This window comes from Verrucosispora sp. CNZ293, assembly GCF_002754655.1.
Genome location: NZ_PEFR01000001.1, coordinates 62235 through 81474 on the forward strand (window position 1 = coordinate 62235; position 19240 = coordinate 81474).

Annotated in this window: 15 protein-coding genes and 1 pseudogene; 12 read left to right on the forward strand and 4 right to left on the reverse strand. The window is 72.8% G+C overall.

Features of this window, described 5'->3' with window-relative positions:
* Positions 1 to 40: 40 nt before the first annotated feature.
* Both CLT74_RS00300 and CLT74_RS00305 read right to left on the reverse strand, forming a co-directional pair.
* Complete coding sequence (locus CLT74_RS00300) at positions 41 to 796, reverse strand: ABC transporter permease (RefSeq protein WP_099851023.1); 756 nt, start codon at positions 794 to 796, stop codon at positions 41 to 43.
* Positions 796 to 1527 (reverse strand): ABC transporter ATP-binding protein, encoded by a 732-nt coding sequence (locus tag CLT74_RS00305; protein WP_099844747.1) that lies wholly within the window; start codon positions 1525 to 1527, stop codon positions 796 to 798. The genes CLT74_RS00300 and CLT74_RS00305 overlap by 1 nt, the downstream gene beginning before the upstream one ends.
* 115 nt (positions 1528 to 1642) lie before the next feature.
* On the opposite strand from CLT74_RS00305, the gene CLT74_RS00310 reads away from it, so the two are divergent.
* The 5 genes and pseudogenes from CLT74_RS00310 to CLT74_RS00325 all read left to right on the forward strand — a co-directional run bounded on the left by CLT74_RS00310 (position 1643) and on the right by CLT74_RS00325 (position 5731).
* On the forward strand, positions 1643 to 2035 hold the full coding sequence (locus CLT74_RS00310; protein ID WP_099844748.1) for a MerR family transcriptional regulator: 393 nt from the start codon (positions 1643 to 1645) through the stop codon (positions 2033 to 2035).
* Between the two features lie 493 nt (positions 2036 to 2528).
* A pseudogene (locus CLT74_RS30975) lies at positions 2529 to 2846 on the forward strand (phosphoribosyl-AMP cyclohydrolase); the annotation flags it as partial.
* A gap of 186 nt (positions 2847 to 3032) precedes the next feature.
* Complete coding sequence (hisI, locus tag CLT74_RS30980) at positions 3033 to 3461, forward strand: phosphoribosyl-AMP cyclohydrolase (protein ID WP_099851025.1); 429 nt, start codon at positions 3033 to 3035, stop codon at positions 3459 to 3461.
* A gap of 17 nt (positions 3462 to 3478) precedes the next feature.
* Positions 3479 to 5035 carry an anthranilate synthase component I gene (locus CLT74_RS00320; protein WP_099851027.1) on the forward strand — a complete coding sequence of 519 codons (1557 nt, stop codon included), beginning with the start codon at positions 3479 to 3481 and terminating at the stop codon, positions 5033 to 5035.
* A 114-nt stretch (positions 5036 to 5149) separates the two neighbouring features.
* Positions 5150 to 5731, forward strand: a complete 582-nt coding sequence (locus tag CLT74_RS00325; RefSeq protein WP_099851029.1) for a Trp biosynthesis-associated membrane protein — start codon at positions 5150 to 5152, stop codon at positions 5729 to 5731.
* Between the two features lie 32 nt (positions 5732 to 5763).
* On the opposite strand, the gene CLT74_RS00330 is transcribed toward CLT74_RS00325, so the two are convergent.
* Complete coding sequence (locus CLT74_RS00330) at positions 5764 to 6015, reverse strand: hypothetical protein (protein ID WP_099851031.1); 252 nt, start codon at positions 6013 to 6015, stop codon at positions 5764 to 5766.
* A gap of 442 nt (positions 6016 to 6457) precedes the next feature.
* Here CLT74_RS00330 and trpC point away from each other — a divergent pair, with 442 nt between their 5' ends.
* The 5 genes from trpC to CLT74_RS00355 all read left to right on the forward strand — a co-directional run bounded on the left by trpC (position 6458) and on the right by CLT74_RS00355 (position 11878).
* On the forward strand, positions 6458 to 7261 hold the full coding sequence (gene trpC, locus CLT74_RS00335) for an indole-3-glycerol phosphate synthase TrpC (protein WP_199172292.1): 804 nt from the start codon (positions 6458 to 6460) through the stop codon (positions 7259 to 7261).
* Positions 7262 to 7298: 37 nt separating this feature from the next.
* Positions 7299 to 8537: a tryptophan synthase subunit beta gene (gene trpB / locus CLT74_RS00340; RefSeq protein WP_099844750.1), complete on the forward strand. Its 1239-nt coding sequence runs from the start codon at positions 7299 to 7301 to the stop codon at positions 8535 to 8537.
* Positions 8538 to 8541: 4 nt separating this feature from the next.
* On the forward strand, positions 8542 to 9357 hold the full coding sequence (gene trpA / locus CLT74_RS00345) for a tryptophan synthase subunit alpha (RefSeq protein WP_099844751.1): 816 nt from the start codon (positions 8542 to 8544) through the stop codon (positions 9355 to 9357).
* A 188-nt stretch (positions 9358 to 9545) separates the two neighbouring features.
* Entirely contained in the window at positions 9546 to 10682 is a 1137-nt protein-coding gene (lgt, locus tag CLT74_RS00350) for a prolipoprotein diacylglyceryl transferase (RefSeq protein ID WP_099844752.1), read from the forward strand.
* A 14-nt stretch (positions 10683 to 10696) separates the two neighbouring features.
* Entirely contained in the window at positions 10697 to 11878 is a 1182-nt protein-coding gene (locus tag CLT74_RS00355) for an FAD-dependent oxidoreductase (protein ID WP_099844753.1), read from the forward strand.
* An 88-nt stretch (positions 11879 to 11966) separates the two neighbouring features.
* Here the strand turns inward: CLT74_RS00355 and CLT74_RS00360 are convergent, their stop codons facing one another.
* Positions 11967 to 12809 carry a GNAT family N-acetyltransferase gene (locus CLT74_RS00360; RefSeq protein ID WP_099844754.1) on the reverse strand — a complete coding sequence of 281 codons (843 nt, stop codon included), beginning with the start codon at positions 12807 to 12809 and terminating at the stop codon, positions 11967 to 11969.
* A gap of 147 nt (positions 12810 to 12956) precedes the next feature.
* Between CLT74_RS00360 and gltB the strand changes: the two genes are divergently transcribed.
* Together gltB and CLT74_RS00370 are read left to right on the forward strand one after the other, a co-directional pair.
* Positions 12957 to 17678 (forward strand): glutamate synthase large subunit, encoded by a 4722-nt coding sequence (gene gltB / locus CLT74_RS00365; RefSeq protein WP_099844755.1) that lies wholly within the window; start codon positions 12957 to 12959, stop codon positions 17676 to 17678.
* A complete protein-coding gene (locus tag CLT74_RS00370; RefSeq protein WP_099844756.1) occupies positions 17671 to 19173 on the forward strand; it encodes a glutamate synthase subunit beta in 1503 nt (500 codons plus the stop codon). Before gltB ends, CLT74_RS00370 begins: the two co-directional genes overlap by 8 nt.
* Positions 19174 to 19240: the final 67 nt, after the last annotated feature.

Consider the following 19240-nt stretch of genomic DNA (forward strand, 5'->3'; position numbering starts at 1 on the left):
CCGGCGGCGCGGCCCGCGCGGCCGGACAGGCCCGCCGCCCTCAGCCGCTACGCCGGCGCAGGGTGGCCGCGGCGAGCACCAGCGCCAGCACCGCCGCGGCGGCGACGACGGCCACGTCGCGCCACATCGTCCCGGTCGGCTCGGCGTGCGCGCCGACCTCCTGCAGCGCCTCGACGGCGTACGACAGGGGCAGCACGTCACTTGTCGCCTGCAACCAGCCGGCCATCTCGTCGCGGGGCACGAACAGCCCGCAGAGCAGCAGTTGCGGCGCGACCACGACCGGCATGAACTGTACGGCCTGGAACTCGGTGCGGGCGAAGGCGCTGCACAGCAAGCCGAGCGCGACGGCGAGCACCGCGTTCAGCGCGGCGATCAGGATGACCAGAGCGCTGCTGCCGGCCGTCTGCAGACCGAAGACCCAGTACGCGACGGCCGAGGCGATGACGGCCTGCACCGCGCCGGCCAGCCCGAAGGCGATCCCGTACCCGAAGAGCAGGTCGGTCTTGCCCAGCGGGGTGGTGAGCAGCCGTTCCAGCGTGCCGGTGGTCCGCTCGCGCAGCATCGCGATGCTTGTCACCAGGAACATGATGATGAACGGGAAGAAGCCGAGCATCACAAGTGCGATCCGGTCGAAGGACGACGGCTGCCCGGGCGGCGCGGGCTGGTCGGCGTACATGTAGTAGACCAGGGTGAGCAGCACGGTGGGCACCGCCACCAGCAGCGCGACGGTTCGCCGGTCGTGGCGCAGCTGCCGCAGGATGCGCGCCACGGTGGCGGACAGAATCCGCGGGTTCATCACGCCTCCCCGGACTGGTCGGGCTGACTGGCTCTGATCAGCCGCAGGAACGCCTCGTCGAGGTCGTCCACCCCGGCGGTGGCCCGGACGGCGTCCGGGGTGTCGTCGGCGATGAGCCGTCCCTCGCGGATGAGCAGCAGGCGGTCACACCGGGCGGCCTCGTCCATCACGTGACTCGACACCAGCAGGGTCGTCCCGGTCGCCGCGAGGGCATGGAACCGGGCCCAGAGGTCCGCCCGCAGCACCGGATCCTGGCCGACGGTGGGCTCGTCGAGCACGATCAGCTCAGGGTCGCCGACAAGCGCGCAGGCCAGCGACGCCCGGCTGCGCTGCCCGCCGGAGAGAGTGCCCACCAGTTGACCTGCGGCCGAGGCCAGCCCGACGTCGGCCACCGCGCGATCGGCCTCGGCCCGGTCACGGCCGTGCAGCGCGGCGAAGTAGCGGGCGTTCTCCCGCACCGTCAGGTCGGCGTAGACGCTCGGTGCCTGGGTCAGATAACCGACCCGGTGACGCAGCGGCGGCGAGCCGGCCGGGGCCCCGAGCACCGTCACCGTGCCGGCGCTGATCACCTGCACGCCGACGATCGCGCGCATGAGCGTGGTCTTGCCGCTGCCGCTGGGCCCGAGCAGGCCGGTGACCGAGCCGCGCGGCACCGTGGCGTCGATCCCGTGCAGCACCCGCCGTCCGCCCCGGTCCACGACCAGGCCCCGAACGGCGATCGCGTCCGCCATCGCCCACCTCCCTAATTCATCGTCCGATGAAATCAACGGTAGATGAAATACCGCCGGTTCGGCAAGACGTGGCCCGGGGTCGCGCCGGACCGGCTGTTGCTGGGACCCTCGAACGATGGACATCGGTACGCGGGAGCCGACCTTCACCGTCAGCGAGGCAGCCCACCAGGTGGGCCTGACCACCCACACCTTGCGGTGGTACGAGCAGGAGGGGCTGGTGGCCCCGGTGGGCCGGGACTCCGCCGGGCGGCGTCGCTACACCCCGCAGGACGTCAACTGGTTGCTGCTGCTGACCCGGCTGCGGCGCACCGGCATGCCGGTGCGCGACATGCGTCGTTACGTCGAGCTGGCCCGACAGGGCGACGGCACGCTCGGGGCCCGTCGGGCACTGTTCGAGGAACACCGGGTCCGGGTGCTGAACCGGATGGCCGAGTTGGAGGAGGACCTCAAGGTGCTCGACTTCAAAATTGACCATTACCGGCGGGCGGAGCTGGGCGAGTTCGACTGACCCGGTGCGAAGTTTGGCGAAACACCCTTGGTGGTCGTAAATCCCATAGCACGGTCACCAGGCCCCAGATCGGACGCCAGGTCCGTCACCGGTCATTGCGCCCTGATCGGACGTGCGGCACGATGGCGCAGTGGATCACGCTCCGTCACCGGACAGTGGGTTCTTCGACGACTGGGCAGCACGGCTGCGGGAGCGCGCCGACCGGCCTGTGGTGGGCATCCTGCTGCGCGGTAGCCACGCCCGCCGGGCCGCCACCGCGCACAGCGACGTCGACCTCGACGTGCTGCTCGGTGGCGCTCCGTACGCGGCCCGCCAGGCGTACCTCGCGGAGCACTCCGGTCGGCTGACCCACGTGTCGGTGGCGGCCCGGGACATCCGCTCGTGGGTGAGCCGGCTCGGCGAACCGGCCGACTGGGCGTTCGGTCTGCCGGTGACGGCCCCCACCCGGCTGCTCTGGGCCGACCCGTACTGGCGGCACCGCATCGACCTGCCGGTGCTCTGCCAGCCGGCGGACGAGCCACGGCTGGAGGAACTGATCGCCACGCTCGGCAAGGTGGCGGCGGCCCGGGACGACGAGGATTCGCTCGGCGCCCGGCTGGCCGCCGCCGACCTGGCCCGGCTCTGCCCGTCGGTGCTGCGGCTGGCCAACCCGTCGGTACGGGTGGTCTCCCGCCGGTCGGCCTTCGCCGCCGCACTCGACCTGCCGGTGGCGCCCGACGGCTACCGCGAGGACATGCTGCGCTGCCTCGGTCTGCGGCCCGGCTCGATCGGCCAGGTGTGGGCGGCGGCGGCCCGGCTGGTCACCGGTACCCTGCCGCTGATCCGCCGGCACGCCGCCGAGGTGACCCGGGCCGCCGGGCCGGATTTCGCCGACGCCCTGCTCGACGGGCGTCTGGATCGCTACGTGGCCCAGTTGGGCCGCCCCGGCGGCGGTACGCCGTCCGTCAGCCGGGAGCCCGCTGGGGTACCCGCGCCGCGTGCGGGACAATGGGTCACTGTGCCCGTACCTGACGCGCCGGTGACCGGCGCCCACCCTGACCAGCCGGAGCCGCCGGGCGGTTCGCAGTGGCCGTCGCGGCTCGACCCGGAGATCGCCGGCCGTCTGCGCCGTACCCCCGACGGCCTGGTCGCCGCCGTGGTCCGTCAGCACGACAGCGGTGAGGTGCTGATGATGGCCTGGATGGACGACGAGGCCCTGCACCGCACGCTGACCACAGGTCGGGCCACCTACTGGTCCCGCAGCCGCCGCGAGTACTGGGTCAAGGGCGCCACCTCCGGCCACCACCAGTACGTCCGTTCCGTGGCACTCGACTGCGACGGCGACGCGGTGCTGGTCAGCGTCGATCAGGTCGGCGCCGCCTGCCACACCGGGCAGCGCACCTGCTTCTTCACCGAACTCCCGGTCACCGGCCCGGTGACCTCGTGAGCGAGCGAACCATTGGGCTGAGTAGCGACGGTCGGGTGAGCCCGGACGCGGCGACCTTCACCGAGCTGGCCGCCCGGTGGCGGGTGGTGCCGGTCACCCGCCGACTGCTCGCCGACGCGGAGACTCCGGTCGGCGTCTACCGCAAGCTCGCCGGTGGCCCTGGGACGTTTCTGCTGGAGTCCGCCGAACAGGGGGTCGGCTCGTCCGGGCTGGCCTGGGCCCGGTACTCCTTCGTCGGGGTGCGCAGCAGCGCCACCCTGGTCGAACGCGACGGCACCGCCGCCTGGCTCGGCGTGCCGCCGGCCGGGTTGCCGACCACCGGGGACCCGGTCGAGGTGCTCCGCGCGACGGTGACGGCACTGGCCGGCCCGTCCGGCGCACCGGGTGACGGGACGCCGCCGTTGACCGGCGGCATGGTCGGCTATCTCGGCTACGACCTGATCCGTCGTTTCGAACGGCTGCCCGCGATCACGGAGGACGATCTGCGCCTGCCCGAGCTGGGCATGATGCTCGCCACCGACCTGGTGGTGCTCGATCACTTCGACGGTTCGGCGATCCTGGTCGCCAACGCCATCCTGCCGCCGCTGGACGAGCCGGGCCGTGACGAGCGCGTCACCGCCGCCTACCACCACGCGGTGGGCCGGCTGGACGCGATGACCACGGCGCTGTCGCGGCCCATCCCACCGATGGTCGCCACGGTCGCCCGCCCGCCGGCCGGCGAGGTGCGCAGCCGTACCCCGGAGGGCGGGTATCCGAAGGCGGTGGAGGCGGCGAAGGAGGCGATCCGGGCCGGGGAGTGTTTCCAGATCGTGCTCGCCCAGCGGTTCGAGCGGGAGACCGACGCCGACCCGTTGGACGTCTACCGGGTGCTGCGCACCACGAACCCCAGTCCCTACATGTACCTGCTGCGCTTCGACGACTTCGACATCGTCGGTTCGTCGCCCGAGGCGCACCTGAAGGTGACTGGCGAGGTGGACGGCGAGCGGCGGGCGTTGCTGCATCCGATCGCCGGCACCCGCCCGCGCGGCGCGACCCCGGACGCCGACGCCCGGCTCGCCGCCGAACTGCTCGCCGATCCGAAGGAGCGGGCTGAGCACGTGATGCTCGTCGACCTGGGGCGCAACGATCTGGGGCGGGTGTGCCGGCCCGGCACTGTCGAGGTGCCGGAGTTCGCCACCATCGAGCGGTACAGCCACGTGATGCACATCGTCTCCACAGTGGTCGGCACCCTCCGGGCGGACCGCACCGCCTTCGACGCGCTGGCCGCGACCTTCCCGGCGGGCACCCTCTCCGGCGCGCCGAAGGTGCGGGCCATGGAGATCATCGAGGAGTTGGAGCCGGTCCGTCGGGGTCTGTACGGCGGAACGGTCGGGTACTTCGGCTTCGCCGGCGATCTCGACATGGCCATCGCGATCCGGACCGCGCTGATCCGCGCCGGCCGGGCGTACGTGCAGGCCGGTGCCGGTGTGGTGGCCGATTCCGATCCGGCCGCCGAGGACCAGGAGACCAGGAACAAGGCCGCCGCGGTGCTGGCGGCCATCGCCGCCGCGGAAACGCTCAGGCCGGCCCGGTGAGCGCGAGGAATGTAGCGCAGCGGAGTCCCGCAGTCGCGAGCGGAAGGTGGGCTCGGTGAGCGCGAGGAATGTAGCGCAGCGGAGTCCCGCAGTCGCGAGCGGAAGGTGGGCTCGGTGAGCGCGACGGAGGAACCAGGGACCACCGGTGCACGGCCGGCGCGGGGTCGGCGGGAGCTGGCGTACGCCGTGCTGCTCTGCCTGGCCGGCGCGGGGCTGGCGCTGTGGGCGGCGACCCGCACCTGGGTGGTCGGGGTGGTCGGCCGGTCGGAGCCGATGATGCTGGTGGAGGAGGGCCGCACGGGCGGGCAACTGCTGCCCTGGCTGCCGGCGTTGGCCCTGGTCGGCCTGGCTGGCGGCGGTGCGGTGCTGGCCACCCGGGGTCGGCCGCGTCGGGTGCTCGGCGGGTTGCTGACCCTGCTCGGCCTGGCCGTGGCGGCCGGTGGCGGTTACGGGCTCGTCGGTGATCTCGGGGATCCGGTCACCTGGCAGTGGCCGGCGCTCACCCTGCTCGGTGGGGTCCTCGCCGCCGGGGGCGGTTCGTTGACCCTGCTGCGCGGTCACCGCTGGCCGGCGATGGGTGCCCGCTATGACCGTCGGCCGTCCCGGCCGGCCGGGACCAGCGGGCCGATCGGTGGTGCCGGCACCGTCGAGGCGTGGGAGGCGCTGGACCGGGGCGAGGACCCGACGATCCGCTGACCGACCGGGCGGCGCGTGCCGTCGCGGCGTGGTCAGCCGACCGGCTGGCGGGCGCGCGCCCGGGCGGCGGCGAGTTCCGCGACGAGGCGGTCCAACTCGGCTCGCTGGTCGGCTCGGGCCCGGTCGGCGCAGATGGCCTCCCAGGCGTTGCCGGACGCGGTACGCATCCGGTCCGGTCCGACGACGGCGCGCTCCAGGGTGTGGACGACACCGACGGCGAGCGACGCGACGGTGCGCGAGATGGTGGTGAGTCCGATGGTCTGGTGCGGCGCGGAGGTACTCATGATCACCCCGGGGAGAGATCGTCGTGGCGGTGGGGCAGACGCGTCATTGAGTGTGCCCGAGCCTGATGTTGCTCGGCCCGGGTTTCGTGGTGATGACTGCACCGTCAACTCTGCGGTAGGGGGCGTGACCGGCACAGGGACCTTGGTCCTTGAGCTTGGTCACAGCATCGACGCGGGCGGATAGCCGACCCGCCACGGGGTGATCGGTCAGCCTGCGCATGGGCGAACGTCGATGGTATCGTGACGCAGAGTCACAATGCGTGCGCGCAAGTTGGCCATTATGCCCCAGCCCATTTCGTGAGGAGCGCCATACCCCCGGCGGTCGGGTCCAGGTGGGGCCCCCTAGCATCGGCCCATGACACCCGGAGAGGGGAGTCCGTTGGTGACTGCTGAGCATGCGCACGCGGAAGGGGACGAGGCCGGTTCGGCGGCGCCCGTCAGCGTGCTCGACGAGATCCTGGCCGGCGTCCGGGAGGACGTGGCCCGGCGGCAGGAGCAGGTTCCGCTGGAGCGGATCCGCGAACTGGCCGCCGCCGCGCCGCCGCCGCTGGACGCGTACGCGGCCCTGCGCCGGCCCGGCGTCGCGGTGATCGCCGAGGTGAAGCGCTCCTCACCGTCCAAGGGCAAGCTGGCCGAGATCGCCGACCCGGCGGATCTGGCCGGCGAGTACGCGGCCGGTGGTGCCCGCGCGATAAGCGTGCTCACCGAGGGCCGCTGGTTCGGCGGGTCGCTTGACGACCTCGCCGCCGTGCGGGCCGCGGTGAACATCCCGGTGCTGCGCAAGGACTTCGTGGTCTCCAGCTACCAGGTGCACGAGGCTCGCGCCCACGGCGCGGACCTGGTGCTGCTTATCGTCGCCGCGCTGGAGCAGAACGTGCTTGTCGGCCTGCTGGAGCGGATCGAGTCGCTGGGCATGACCGCGCTTGTCGAGGTGCACGACGAGGAGGAGGCCGACCGGGCCATGGAGGCCGGTGCCCAGGTGATCGGGGTCAACGCCCGTGACCTGCGTACCCTTCAGGTCGACAGGTCGGTGTTCGAGCGGATCGCGCCCGGCCTGCCGAGCAACGTGGTCAAGATCGCCGAGTCGGGTGTACGCGGCCCGCACGACCTGATCCGGTACGCCTCGGCCGGCGCCGACGCCGTCCTCGTCGGTGAGGGGCTGGTCACCCAGAAGAGTCCCCGGGAGGCGGTGGCCGAGTTGGTGAACGCCGGCAACCACCCGGCGACGCCCCGTCCGGTGCGCTGACCCCCACCGCTGACCGTCGTGAGCGAGAGGACCCGTGATGAGTGCTGACGTCACGAACACCGAGGTGCCGGCGCAGTTCCCCGACGCCGCCGGGCACTTCGGCACGTTCGGCGGCCGGTTCGTGCCGGAGGCACTCGTCGCCGCGCTCGACGAGCTGGCCTCGGCGCACCAGGCGGCGATGGCCGACGAGACGTTCCGGGCCGAGTTCGCCGGGCTGTTGCGCGACTACGCGGGCACGCCCTCGCTGCTCTACGAGGCCCGCCGGTTCTCCGCCCGGGCCGGTGCCCGGGTGCTGCTCAAGCGGGAGGACCTCAACCACACAGGCGCACACAAGGTGCGAAACGTGCTCGGTCAGGCGCTGCTGACCCGGCGGATGGGCAAGCGGCGGGTGATCGCCGAGACCGGTGCCGGTCAGCACGGTGTCGCCACCGCCACCGCCGCGGCCCTGTTCGACCTGGACTGCGTGGTCTACATGGGCCAGGTCGACACCGAGCGGCAGGCGCTGAACGTGGCCCGGATGCGGATGCTCGGCGCGACTGTCGTCCCGGTGACGACCGGTTCGCGCACCCTCAAGGACGCGATGAACGAGGCGATGCGGGACTGGGTCGCCAACGTCGACGAGACCCATTACCTGATCGGTACCGCCGCCGGACCGCACCCCTTCCCGGCACTGGTCCGCGACTTCGTCCGGGGCATCGGCGAGGAGGCCCGGGCGCAGTGCCTGGACCTGACCGGCGCGCTGCCGGACGCGGTGACCGCCTGCGTCGGCGGCGGCTCCAACGCGCTCGGCATCTTCCACGCCTTCACCGACGACCCCCAGGTGCGGTTGTACGGCTTCGAGGCCGGCGGCGACGGGATGGACACCGGCCGGCACGCGGCAAGCATCACCGGCGGTTCCACAGGCGTGCTGCACGGCACCCGGACCTTCGTCCTCCAGGACGCCGACGGCCAGACGCGGGAGTCGCACTCGATCTCCGCGGGCCTGGACTACCCGGGCGTCGGCCCGGAGCACGCCTGGCTGCACGACACCGGCCGGGCCACCTACCAGCCGGTCACCGATGACGAGGCGATGGCCGCGTTCGAGCTGCTCTGCCGGACCGAGGGGATCATCCCCGCGATCGAGAGCGCGCACGCCCTGGCCGGCACCCTGGCCATCGCGCCGAAGCTCGCCGCCGAGCTGGGTCGGCAGCCCACGATCGTGGTCAACCTCTCCGGCCGGGGCGACAAGGACGTGCACACCGCCGGTGAGTACTTCGGCATCCTCGACAAGGAGTGAGGCCATGAGCGAGCGGACCAGCCGGATCGGAGTGGCTTTCGACAAGGCCCGGGCGGACGGCCGGGCGTTGCTGGTGGGCTGCATGCCTGCCGGTTTCCCCACGGTCGAGGGCAGCATCGCCGCGATGAAGGCGATGGTCGCCGCGGGCGTCGACGTGATCGAGGTGGAGATCCCGTACTCCGACCCGGTGATGGACGGCCCGGTGATCCAGCGTGCCAGCGACATCGCCCTGGCCGGTGGGGTACGCACCCGGGACACGTTGCGCATCATCGAGGCGGTCGCCGCCACCGGCGCCCCGGTGGTGACGATGACCTACTGGAATCCGATCGAGCGGTACGGGGTGGACGCGTTCGCCCGGGACCTCGCCGCGGCCGGTGGGACCGGGCTGATCACGCCCGACCTGATCCCCGAGGAGGCCGGCGAGTGGCTGGCCGCCTCGGACGCGCACGGGCTGGACCGCACGTTCCTGGTCGCGCCGTCCTCCACCGACGAGCGGCTGGCGATGACGGCGGCGCACTGCCGGGGCTTCGTCTACGCCACCGCGATCATGGGTGTGACCGGGGCCCGGTCGCAGACCTCGCAGGCGGCGCCGGTGCTGGTGTCCCGGGTACGGGAGGTCACCGACCTGCCGGTCGGCGTCGGGCTGGGCGTGGGCACCGGCGCGCAGGCCGCCGCCGTCGCCGGGTACGCCGATGCGGTGATCGTCGGCAGCGCCCTGATCCGCTGCCTACTCGACGCCCCCGACGAGGCGGCCGCCCTGACCGCCCTACGCACCCTCAGCGCCGAACTGGCCGAAGGCGTCCACCACCCCACCCCCTAAAACCCCACACCCACACTCCCCACCCCACCCCGCGTCGATCTTGCAGTTTTGGTCACCGTTTTGTGTTGAATGCCGCTTATGTGGCGACCGAAAGTGCAAGATCGCGGGGGTTGGAGCGGGGTGGGGGTGGGTGGGGGCGGTGGACCGGGGTGACGGTGGAGGGGTCCGCAGCGGTAGCGTGTGCACCCGTGAGTCTCGCCTCGCCGACGTCCCTGGCCGCCATTCCCAGCCCGAGCAACGCCGTGTGGCAGCTCGGCCCGATCCCCATCCGGGCGTACGCGCTGTTCATCCTCGCCGGCATCGCGGTGGCCTGCTGGGTCACCGAGCGGCGGCTGCGCCGGCGCGGCGTCGCCCCCGGCGCGGTGCTCGACATCGCCGTCTGGGCGGTGCCGGCGGGCATCATCGGCGCCCGGATCTACCACGTGATCACCTCACCGCAGCAGTACTTCGGCACCGGCGGTGACTGGATCAGGATCTTCTTCATCCACGAGGGTGGGCTGGGCATCTGGGGTGCGGTCGCCGGTGGCGCGATCGGCGCCTGGATCGCCGCCCGGCAACTGGGCATCCCGCTGACGGTGGTCGCCGACGCCCTGGCGCCGGGCCTGCCGCTCGCGCAGGCGATCGGCCGGCTGGGCAACTGGTTCAACAACGAGCTCTACGGCGGGCGGACCGACCTGCCCTGGGGGCTGGAGATCCACCGGATGGACGGCGGGCAGGCGCTGCGCGACGAGGCCGGCCAGCCGATCCTGGAGGAGGGGCTCTACCACCCGACCTTCGCGTACGAGTTGCTGTGGAACGTCGGCGTCGCCGCGATGGTCTACTTCCTCGACCGTAAGCTGCGGCTCGGCCGGGGCCGCGCCTTCGCCCTCTACGTGATGGGCTACACCGCCGGCCGGTTCTGGATCGAGATGATGCGTACCGACGAGGCCAACACGATCCTCGGCGTACGGGTCAACGTCTGGACCGCCGCGCTCGTGTTCCTCGGCGCGCTCATCTACTTCCTGCGGGTGCGCGGGCCACGGGAGTACCTGATCCCGGTCGGCCTGCCGGCCGTGGCCACCGCCCCGCCGGCCACCTCCGACGTCTCGCAGGTTGACCTGTCGGCCAAGGGGGCCACCACCGAGCCGGCGGTGCCCGAGGGCTACCGGGTGGTCAGCGAGGAGCAGTTCGAGCACTGGCGTCGGACCGGCGAGGCTCCCCCCGAAGCGGCGACCCCGGTCGACGGGCCCGCCGACGGTGAGGAGAACGGGTCGGCGTCGGAATCGCCGGCCGGTGGCCCGGCGGCGGAGTCCGCGACTGCGCGGCCCGCCGACCGCGACAGCTGAGGTCAGGAGACGCCATGCGGACCGCTGTGGTGGTCGGCGGCGGGCTCGGTGGCCTGGCGGTCTCCGGCGCGCTCGCCCGCTCGGGCTGGCAGGTCACCCTCCTGGAGCGGGCCGACCGGATCCGCCCGGAGCCGGCCGCCGTGGTGCTCTGGCCCAACGGGGTCCGGGCGCTGCGTGCGCTGGGGCTCGGCGCCGGGCTGGACGCCATCGCCACCGCGCTGCCCGACGGTGGGGTACGCCGCCCGGACGGGCACTGGCTGGTGCAACCCCGACCGACACCGGCGGAGCGCCTCCCGGTGGTGGTGCACCGGGAGGACCTGCATGACGCGCTGATCGCGGGTCTGGGCGAGCGGGTCGAGTTGCGTACCGGGGTGACGGTGCGGACGGTGCGCGCCGCCGCTGGTGAACGGCCCGCCGTCGGCGACGGCCGACACACGTACGAGGCGGACCTGGTCGTCGCCGCCGACGGTACGGACAGCGTGATCCGTCGCCAGCTCGCCCCCGGCTCGGGCGTGGTCAGTTCCGGCTGCGCCGCCTGGCGGGCGGTGATTCCCTGGTACCGCGCGCCGAGTCTGCCCGATTCGGTGGGTGGTGAGATCCTCGGTGCCGGTTACCGTTTCGTGGCCGCCTCGCTGGGTGAGCGCGGTTCCTCGGGCGCCTCCAGCCGTGGCGGCATCTACTGGATGGCCACCGCGGCCGGTGCCGCCCGTCCCGAGCCGCCGGAGACCCAGCTGGCGCTGCTGCGTCGCTGGTACGCCGGCTGGCCCGCGCCGGTCGACGACCTGCTGGCCGCCACCGAGCCGGCCGACCTGGTGCAGCGGGAGATCCGGGAGCTGCGTCCGCTGCCCCGGTCGTACGGCTTCCCGGCCGGGCCGGGTGGCGTGGTGCTGCTCGGCGACGCCGCACATGCCATGCCCCCGCACCTGGGCCAGGGGGCCTGCCTGGCCTTCGAGGACGCCGCGACGCTCGCCGTACTGCTGCGTGAGTCGACCCTGCCCGACGCGGTGATGGCGTACGACCGGGCGCGGCGACCCCGCGCGGCGGCCGTGGTCCGGCAGACCCGCCGGATGTCCGCCGTTTTGCGCACCCGGGGTCGCCTGGCGCTGCGTGCCCGCGACGCCGCCCTGGGCACCATCACCCCCCGCCTGCTCGGCACCGCCGCCACCATCGCCGCCCAATGGCGCCCCCCAACCTGACCCCCATCCCACCTCGTCGCGTTGATCAAAAAGTTTTGGTCGCCAGAAGCGCGGATCCCGACCAGAACTTCTTGATCGACACGGCAGGTCAGGCGTGCAGGGGGGCGGGGGAGGCTATGCAGGCGGTGCCGACGCGGCGGAAGCCGACCCGCAGATAGACCCGGGCGATCTCGTCGCTGCCGGCGGAGAGGAAGACCAGGTCGGCGCCGGTGGCCAGCAGGGCGCGGGCCAGGGTGGCGGTGACCGCCGCGCCGAGCCCTCGCCGACGCGCGGTGGGCAGGGTGGCCACCCCGGCGATCTCGGCGACGTCGCCGACCCGCATGGCCATCCCGCTGGCGAGTGGGCCTTCGGTGGTGCTGCCGGCCAGCGCGGACAGGCGGCTGCCGTCGGCGACCCGGGACCGTTCCTCCTCGACCGCCGCCGCGTCCAGGCCGATGATTGCGGCATCGCGGTCGGCAGCGCCGGCGTCGCCCCGTGCGGTACCCGGGGCGGCGAACCCAACAGCCGCCACCGCCCGCCGGGCGGCCACCGCCGAGTCGAAGTCCCCATCCGCCGGGTCGAGCAACCGCACCGGCCCCGCCAGCTCCGCCGGATCGGGCAGCGCGGCCGGGTCGAGCACCATCAGCGGCGCTTCGAGGACGCAGAGACCGGCCGAGCGGGCCACCGCCAGCAGCGCGGGGCTGGTGTCGTGCACCCATTCGAGCGCCTCGGGCAGGCCGAGTTCGCGCTGGCGTGCCCGCACCGCTGCCACGTCGGCGAGGGTCGGCGACCCGGCGGCGTCGCGCCGTGGGCGGGCGTAGAACGGCCATCCCGGGCCTTCCCGGACGAAGAGCACCAGAGCTCCGTGATCTTCCACACGGGCCGCATCCCGGGGCACCGCGTCGTAGAACCGTTCCAACCGGTCGAGGAGGTCGGTACGCTCGGAATCCACGCGGCGAGATTACAGGTCCCAGAGTCTGGACGGTGTGATCAATCTGCACTGGCCTTGCGGGCTGGGCCCTAACGTAGACTCAATAGTCCGATACAGGGCCGACGTCGTCCCGACCATGTTCATGCCTGAGCGACGACAGGAGGCCCGGTGGCCCTTGCGTACCCACACCGCCCCCAGCCGGCGCCGCGAGAAGGCCAGGTAGCGTCCCCTGCCGGCCTCCACGACCCCGCGTACGAACATGACGCGTGCGGCGTGGCCTTCGTGGCGGACCTGCACGGCCGACGCTCGCACACCGTGGTCGCCAACGGCCTCGGTGCGCTGTGCCGGCTGGACCACCGGGGTGCCCGGGGCGCGGAACCGAACACCGGTGACGGCGCCGGCATCATGATCCAGGTGCCGGACGCGTTCCTCCGCGCGGTTGTCGAGTTCCCACTGCCCCCGGCCGGCGAGTACGCCACCGGTCTGGTCTTCCTGCCCGACGACGACACCGCCGAGGCCCGCGCCCGGCAGGTGGTCGAGAAGTACGCCCTGGTCGAGGGGGCCGAGGTGCTCGCCTGGCGGGACGTCCCGGTGGACCCGAGCGACCTCGGCGAGACGGCCCTGGCGGCGATGCCGCGGGTCCGACAGGTCTTCCTCGCCGCGAAACGGCTCACCGACACCCCCGCCGGTCCGGCCGGCGCGTCGCTGAGCGGTATCGAGCTGGAGCGGGTCGCCTTCTGCGTACGCAAGCAGGCCGAACGCGAGTCCGCCGAGCGGGGGGTGCCGGCCTACTTCCCGTCGCTGTCCGGCCGGACCCTCGTCTACAAGGGGATGCTCACCCCGGAGCAGCTTCCCGCGTTCTACCCGGACCTCACCGACGAGCGGGTGGACAGCGCCATCGCGCTCGTGCACTCCCGGTTCTCCACGAACACCTTCCCGTCCTGGCCGTTGGCGCACCCGTACCGCCTCATCGCCCACAACGGCGAGATCAACACCATCCGGGGCAACCGGAACTGGATGCAGGCCCGCGAGGCGCTGCTGCGGACGCCCGACCTGCCGGGCAACATCCGGCGGGTCTTCCCGGTCTGCACCCCGGCCGCCTCCGACTCGGCCAACTTCGACGAGGTCCTGGAGCTGCTGCACCTGGCCGGGCGCAGCCTGCCGCACGCCGTGCTGATGATGATCCCCGAGGCGTGGGAGAACGACCCCGACATGCGCGCCGACAAGCGCGCCTTCTACCGGTTCCACGCCAGCCTGATGGAGCCGTGGGACGGTCCGGCCTCGGTCGCCTTCACCGACGGTGAGATCGTCGGCGCGGTGCTCGACCGCAACGGTCTGCGTCCGGGTCGCTGGTGGCAGACCGCTGACGGTCTGGTGGTGCTGGGCAGCGAGGCGGGCGTCCTCGACCTCGACCCGGCCGCCGTGGTGGCCAAGGGTCGGCTCCAGCCGGGCAAGATGTTCCTGGTCGACACCGTCGCCGGGCGGATCGTGCACGACGACGAGATCAAGACCGAGCTGGCCGCCGCCCAGCCCTACGCCGACTGGCTGCACGCCGGGCTGATCGAGCTGGACGACCTGCCGGCCCGCGACCACGTGGTGTACACCCACGACTCGGTACGCCGCCGCCAGCAGACCTTCGGCTACACCGAGGAGGAGCTGAAGATCCTGCTCGCGCCGATGGCGCGTACCGGTGTGGAGCCGATCGGCTCGATGGGCACCGACACCCCGATCTCCCCGCTGTCCACCCGGCCACGGCTGCTCTACGACTACTTCCATCAGCTGTTCGCCCAGGTCACCAACCCTCCGTTGGACGCGATCCGGGAGGAGTTGGTGACCAGCCTGGCCACCACCATCGGCCCGGAGGGCAATCTGCTCGATCCCGGCCCGGCGAGCTGCCGGCAGATCGTGCTGCCCTACCCGGTGATCGACAACGACGAGCTGGCGAAGATCCTCTGTATCGACGAGGACGGTGACCTGCCCGGGTTCAAGGCGGTGCGGGTCTCCGGGCTCTACCGCATCCGCGACGGCGGCGCCGGGATAAAGGCCCGGCTTACCGAGATCTGCCGGCACGTCTCCGAGGCCATCGAGGACGGCGTACGGATCCTGGTGCTCTCCGACCGGGACTCCAACGCCGACCTGGCCCCGATCCCGTCGCTGCTGCTCACCGCGGCGGTGCACCAGCACCTGGTGCGGGAGCAGACCCGGACCCAGGTCGCGCTGATCGTCGAGTCGGGCGACTGCCGCGAGGTGCACCACGCGGCCGTGCTGATCGGCTACGGCGCCGCCGCGGTCAACCCGTACCTCGCCTTCGAGTCGGTCGAGGACATGATCTCCACGGGGGCGCTTGTCGGCGTCGAGCCGAGGACGGCGATCCGCAACTACGTCAAGGCGCTCGGCAAGGGCGTCCTGAAGATCATGTCCAAGATGGGCATCTCGACCGTGTCGTCGTACTGCGGTGCGCAGGTCTTCGAGGCGGTCGGGCTGCACACCCGACTTGTCGAGCGGTATTTCCGGGGCACCCCGAGCACCATCAGCGGCGTCGGGCTGGACGGCATCCACACCGAGGTGGCGGCCCGGCACGCGCTGGCCTGGCCGGCGCCCGGCGCCGAGTCGGTCGAACTGCTGCCGGTGGGCGGCGAGTACCAGTGGCGTCGCGAGGGTGAGCTGCACCTGTTCAACCCGGAGACGGTCTTCCTGCTCCAGCACGCCACCCGCACCCGGCAGTACGACGTCTTCCGCGAGTACACCGCGAAGGTCGACGAGCTGGCCGCGCGGGCGGGTTCGCTGCGCGGGCTGTTCCGGCTGCGCGGCGGGGTGCTGCCGCCGGTGCCGATCGAGGAGGTCGAGCCGGCCAGCGAGATCGTCAAGCGGTTCGCCACCGGCGCCATGTCGTACGGGTCGATCTCGGCCGAGTCGCACGAGACCCTCGCCATCGCGATGAACCGGCTGGGCGGCAAGTCCAACACCGGTGAGGGCGGGGAGGACGTCGAGCGGCTGCACGACCCGGCCCGGCGCTCCGCCGTGAAGCAGATCGCCAGCGGTCGGTTCGGGGTCACCAGCGAATATCTCGTCAACGCCGACGACCTCCAGATCAAGATGGCGCAGGGGGCCAAGCCCGGCGAGGGTGGGCAGCTGCCCGGCAACAAGGTCTGGCCGTGGATCGCCCGTACCCGGCACGCCACCCCGGGCGTCGGTCTGATCTCGCCGCCGCCGCACCACGACATCTACTCCATCGAGGACCTCGCCCAGCTGGTGCACGACCTCAAGTGCGTAAACCCGGCCGCCCGGGTGCACGTGAAGCTGGTGAGCGAGGTCGGTGTCGGCACCGTGGCCGCCGGGGTGGCCAAGCTCAAGGCCGACGTCATCCTGATCTCCGGCCACGACGGCGGCACCGGCGCGTCCCCGCTGAACTCGCTCAAGCACGCCGGCACCCCGTGGGAGCTGGGGCTGGCCGAGGCACAGCAGACGCTGCTGCTCAACAGGCTGCGGGACCGGGTCACCGTGCAGGTCGACGGGCAGCTCAAGACCGGTCGGGACGTGATCGTCGCGGCGCTGCTCGGCGCCGAGGAGTTCGGCTTCGCCACCGCGCCGCTGATCGTCTCCGGCTGCATCATGATGCGGGTCTGTCACCTGGACACCTGCCCGGTGGGTATCGCCACCCAGAACCCGGTGCTGCGTGAGCGTTACACAGGCAAGCCGGAGTTCGTGGAGAACTTCTTCCTGTTCCTCGCCGAGGAGATCCGCGGCTACCTGGCCGAGCTGGGCCTGCGCAGCATCGACGAGGCGATCGGGCGTACCGAGCTGCTCGACTTCGCACCGGCGGTCGAGCACTGGAAGGCCGGCGGGCTCGACCTCGGTCGGGTGCTGCACCTGCCGGAGCTGCCCGAGGGTGCGGCCCGCCGGGGCGTACGCGCCCAGGACCACGGCCTGGAGCTGGCGCTGGACAACGACCTCATCGCTCTCGCCGCGCCGGCCCTGGGTCCTGTCGGGCCCGACGGGTCGGTCCCGTTGGTGCGGGCCGAGGTGGCGATCCGCAACGAGCACCGCAGCGTCGGCGCGATGCTCGGCGGTGCGGTCACCCGTCGCCACGGTGGCGCGGGACTGCCCGCCGACACCATCGAGTTCACCCTGCGCGGCACCGCCGGGCAGTCCTTCGGTGCGTTCCTGCCGCGCGGGGTGACCCTGCGCCTGCACGGCGACGCCAACGACTACGTCGGCAAGGGACTCTCCGGTGGCCGGCTGGTCGTCAGGCCGGACCCGGCGGCGCCGTTCGTGGCCGCCGACGCCGACGCGGGCGAGCGCGCCGAGGACCAGATCATCGCCGGCAACACCATCCTGTACGGCGCCACCGCCGGTGAGGTCTTCCTGCGGGGCCGGGTCGGAGAGCGGTTCGCGGTCCGCAACTCGGGCGCGGTGACTGTCGTCGAGGGGGTCGGCGACCACGGCTGCGAGTACATGACCGGCGGCACCGTGGTGGTGCTCGGCCCGACCGGCCGCAACTTCGCCGCCGGGATGTCCGGCGGTACGGCGTTCGTCTGGAACCTCGACCGACGTCGGGTCAACACCGAACTTGTCGACCTGTCCGCTCCGAGCGAGGCGGAACGGACCCGGCTGCACGAGCTGGTGCAGCGGCACTTCGCCGAGACCGACTCGGCGATTGCCGAGCAGCTGCTCAAGCGCTGGCCGGAGGCGGTGGAGGAGTTCACCGCAGTGGTGCCCCGGGACTACCGCCGGGTGATGGAGATCATGCGGGCCGCCGAAGCCGCCGGCCAGGACGTCGACGACGCGGTGATGAGCGCCCTGGCGGCACCGGCCCAGCCGGCCGCCGGCTCGTCCGCGTCGGTAACGCCCGCCCCGCGGGCGGTCGCCCAGGAGGTGGCTCGTGCCTGACCCGAACGGTTTCCTGCGCTACGGCCGGCGGTTGCCGGCCCGCCGGCCCGTGCCGGTGCGCATCAGCGACTGGCGGGAGGTCTACCCGCCGGCCGGTGAGGGACTGATCCGCGAGCAGGCCACCCGCTGCATGGACTGCGGCATCCCGTTCTGCCACGACGGTTGTCCGTTGGGCAACCGCATCCCGGACTGGAACGACCTGGTCCGTACCGGCAACTGGGACGCGGCGGTGGAGTCGCTGCACGCCACGAACAACTTCCCCGAGTTCACCGGCCGGCTCTGCCCGGCGCCCTGCGAGGCGGCGTGTGTGCTCGGCATCGCCGGCGGCGCGCCGGTGACCATCAAGCAGGTCGAGGTGGAGATCGCCGACGCGGCCGGGGCCCGGGGACTGACCCCCCGACCGGCACCCGTGTCCTCCGGCCGGTCGGTCGCCGTGGTCGGCTCGGGCCCGGCCGGGCTCGCCGCCGCGCAGCAACTGGCCCGCGCGGGTCACGCGGTGACGGTGTACGAGCGCGACGACGCGATCGGCGGCCTGCTGCGGTACGGCATCCCCGACTTCAAGCTGGAGAAGCGCCACATCGACGCCCGGCTGGCGCAACTGCGCGCCGAGGGTGTCGTCTTCCGGGCCGGGGTGAACGTCGGGGTCGACATCACCGCCGAGCAGCTGCGTGCCCAGCACGACGCGGTGCTGCTGGCCTGCGGTGCGTTGCAGGGCCGCGACACCGACACCCCGGGCCGGCAGCTGCGCGGCGTACACCAGGCGATGGCGCACCTGGTGGCCGCCAACCGGGTGGTCGCGGCGGCCGGCGAGGACCGGCCCGCGCCGGCCACCCTCCCGGACGGTACGCCCATCGACGCGGCCGGCAAGCACGTGGTCATCATCGGCGGGGGTGACACCGCGGCGGACTGCCTGGGCGTGGCGCACCGGCAGGGCGCGGCCGGCGTGCACCAGCTCGACCTGTACCCGCAGCCGCCGCGCGGCCGGGACGAGGGCCGCGACCCGTGGCCGACGTGGCCGTGGATCCTGCGGGAGTACCCGGCCCACGAGGAGGGCGGTGAGCGGGTCTTCGCGGTGGCGGTGCAGGAGTTCGTCGACGACGGCAGCGGTGCGGTGCGGGCGGTGCGGATCGCCGAGGTGAGCGTGGAGAAGCGCGACGGCCGGCGGATCGTCACTGTGGTGCCGGGCACCGAACGGGAACTGCCCGCCGACCTGGTGCTGCTGGCGATCGGTTTCGAGGGCACCGAGGAGCAGCCGTTGCTGGCGCAGCTCGGGGTGGCCCGTAACCCGCGGGGCGCTGTCGACTCCCGGGCGGACTGGCAGACCGAGGCCGACGGGGTCTTCGTCGCCGGTGACATGCACCGGGGCGCGTCGCTCATCGTCTGGGCGATCGCCGAGGGTCGGGCCGCCGCCGCGGCGATCCACACGTACCTGGACGGCGTGGGCGCCCTGCCGGCACCGGTCCACCCGGCCAGCCAACCCCTGGCGGCGCGCTGACCGCCAGCTGCTGACGAGGTCCGCACGAGGCCGCGTCCACGCGGGACGACCGCGCGGACGCGGCCTC

Coding starts and splice junctions, on each gene's coding strand:
- trpA (WP_099844751.1), top strand. CDS start 8,542: ATGAGCGAGCGGACCAGCCGGATCGGAGTGGCTTTCGACAAGGCCCGG.
- CLT74_RS00355 (WP_099844753.1), top strand. CDS start 10,697: ATGCGGACCGCTGTGGTGGTCGGCGGCGGGCTCGGTGGCCTGGCGGTC.
- CLT74_RS00300 (WP_099851023.1), bottom strand. CDS start 796: ATGAACCCGCGGATTCTGTCCGCCACCGTGGCGCGCATCCTGCGGCAG.
- trpB (WP_099844750.1), top strand. CDS start 7,299: ATGAGTGCTGACGTCACGAACACCGAGGTGCCGGCGCAGTTCCCCGAC.
- CLT74_RS00310 (WP_099844748.1), top strand. CDS start 1,643: ATGGACATCGGTACGCGGGAGCCGACCTTCACCGTCAGCGAGGCAGCC.
- CLT74_RS00330 (WP_099851031.1), bottom strand. CDS start 6,015: ATGAGTACCTCCGCGCCGCACCAGACCATCGGACTCACCACCATCTCG.
- CLT74_RS00305 (WP_099844747.1), bottom strand. CDS start 1,527: ATGGCGGACGCGATCGCCGTTCGGGGCCTGGTCGTGGACCGGGGCGGA.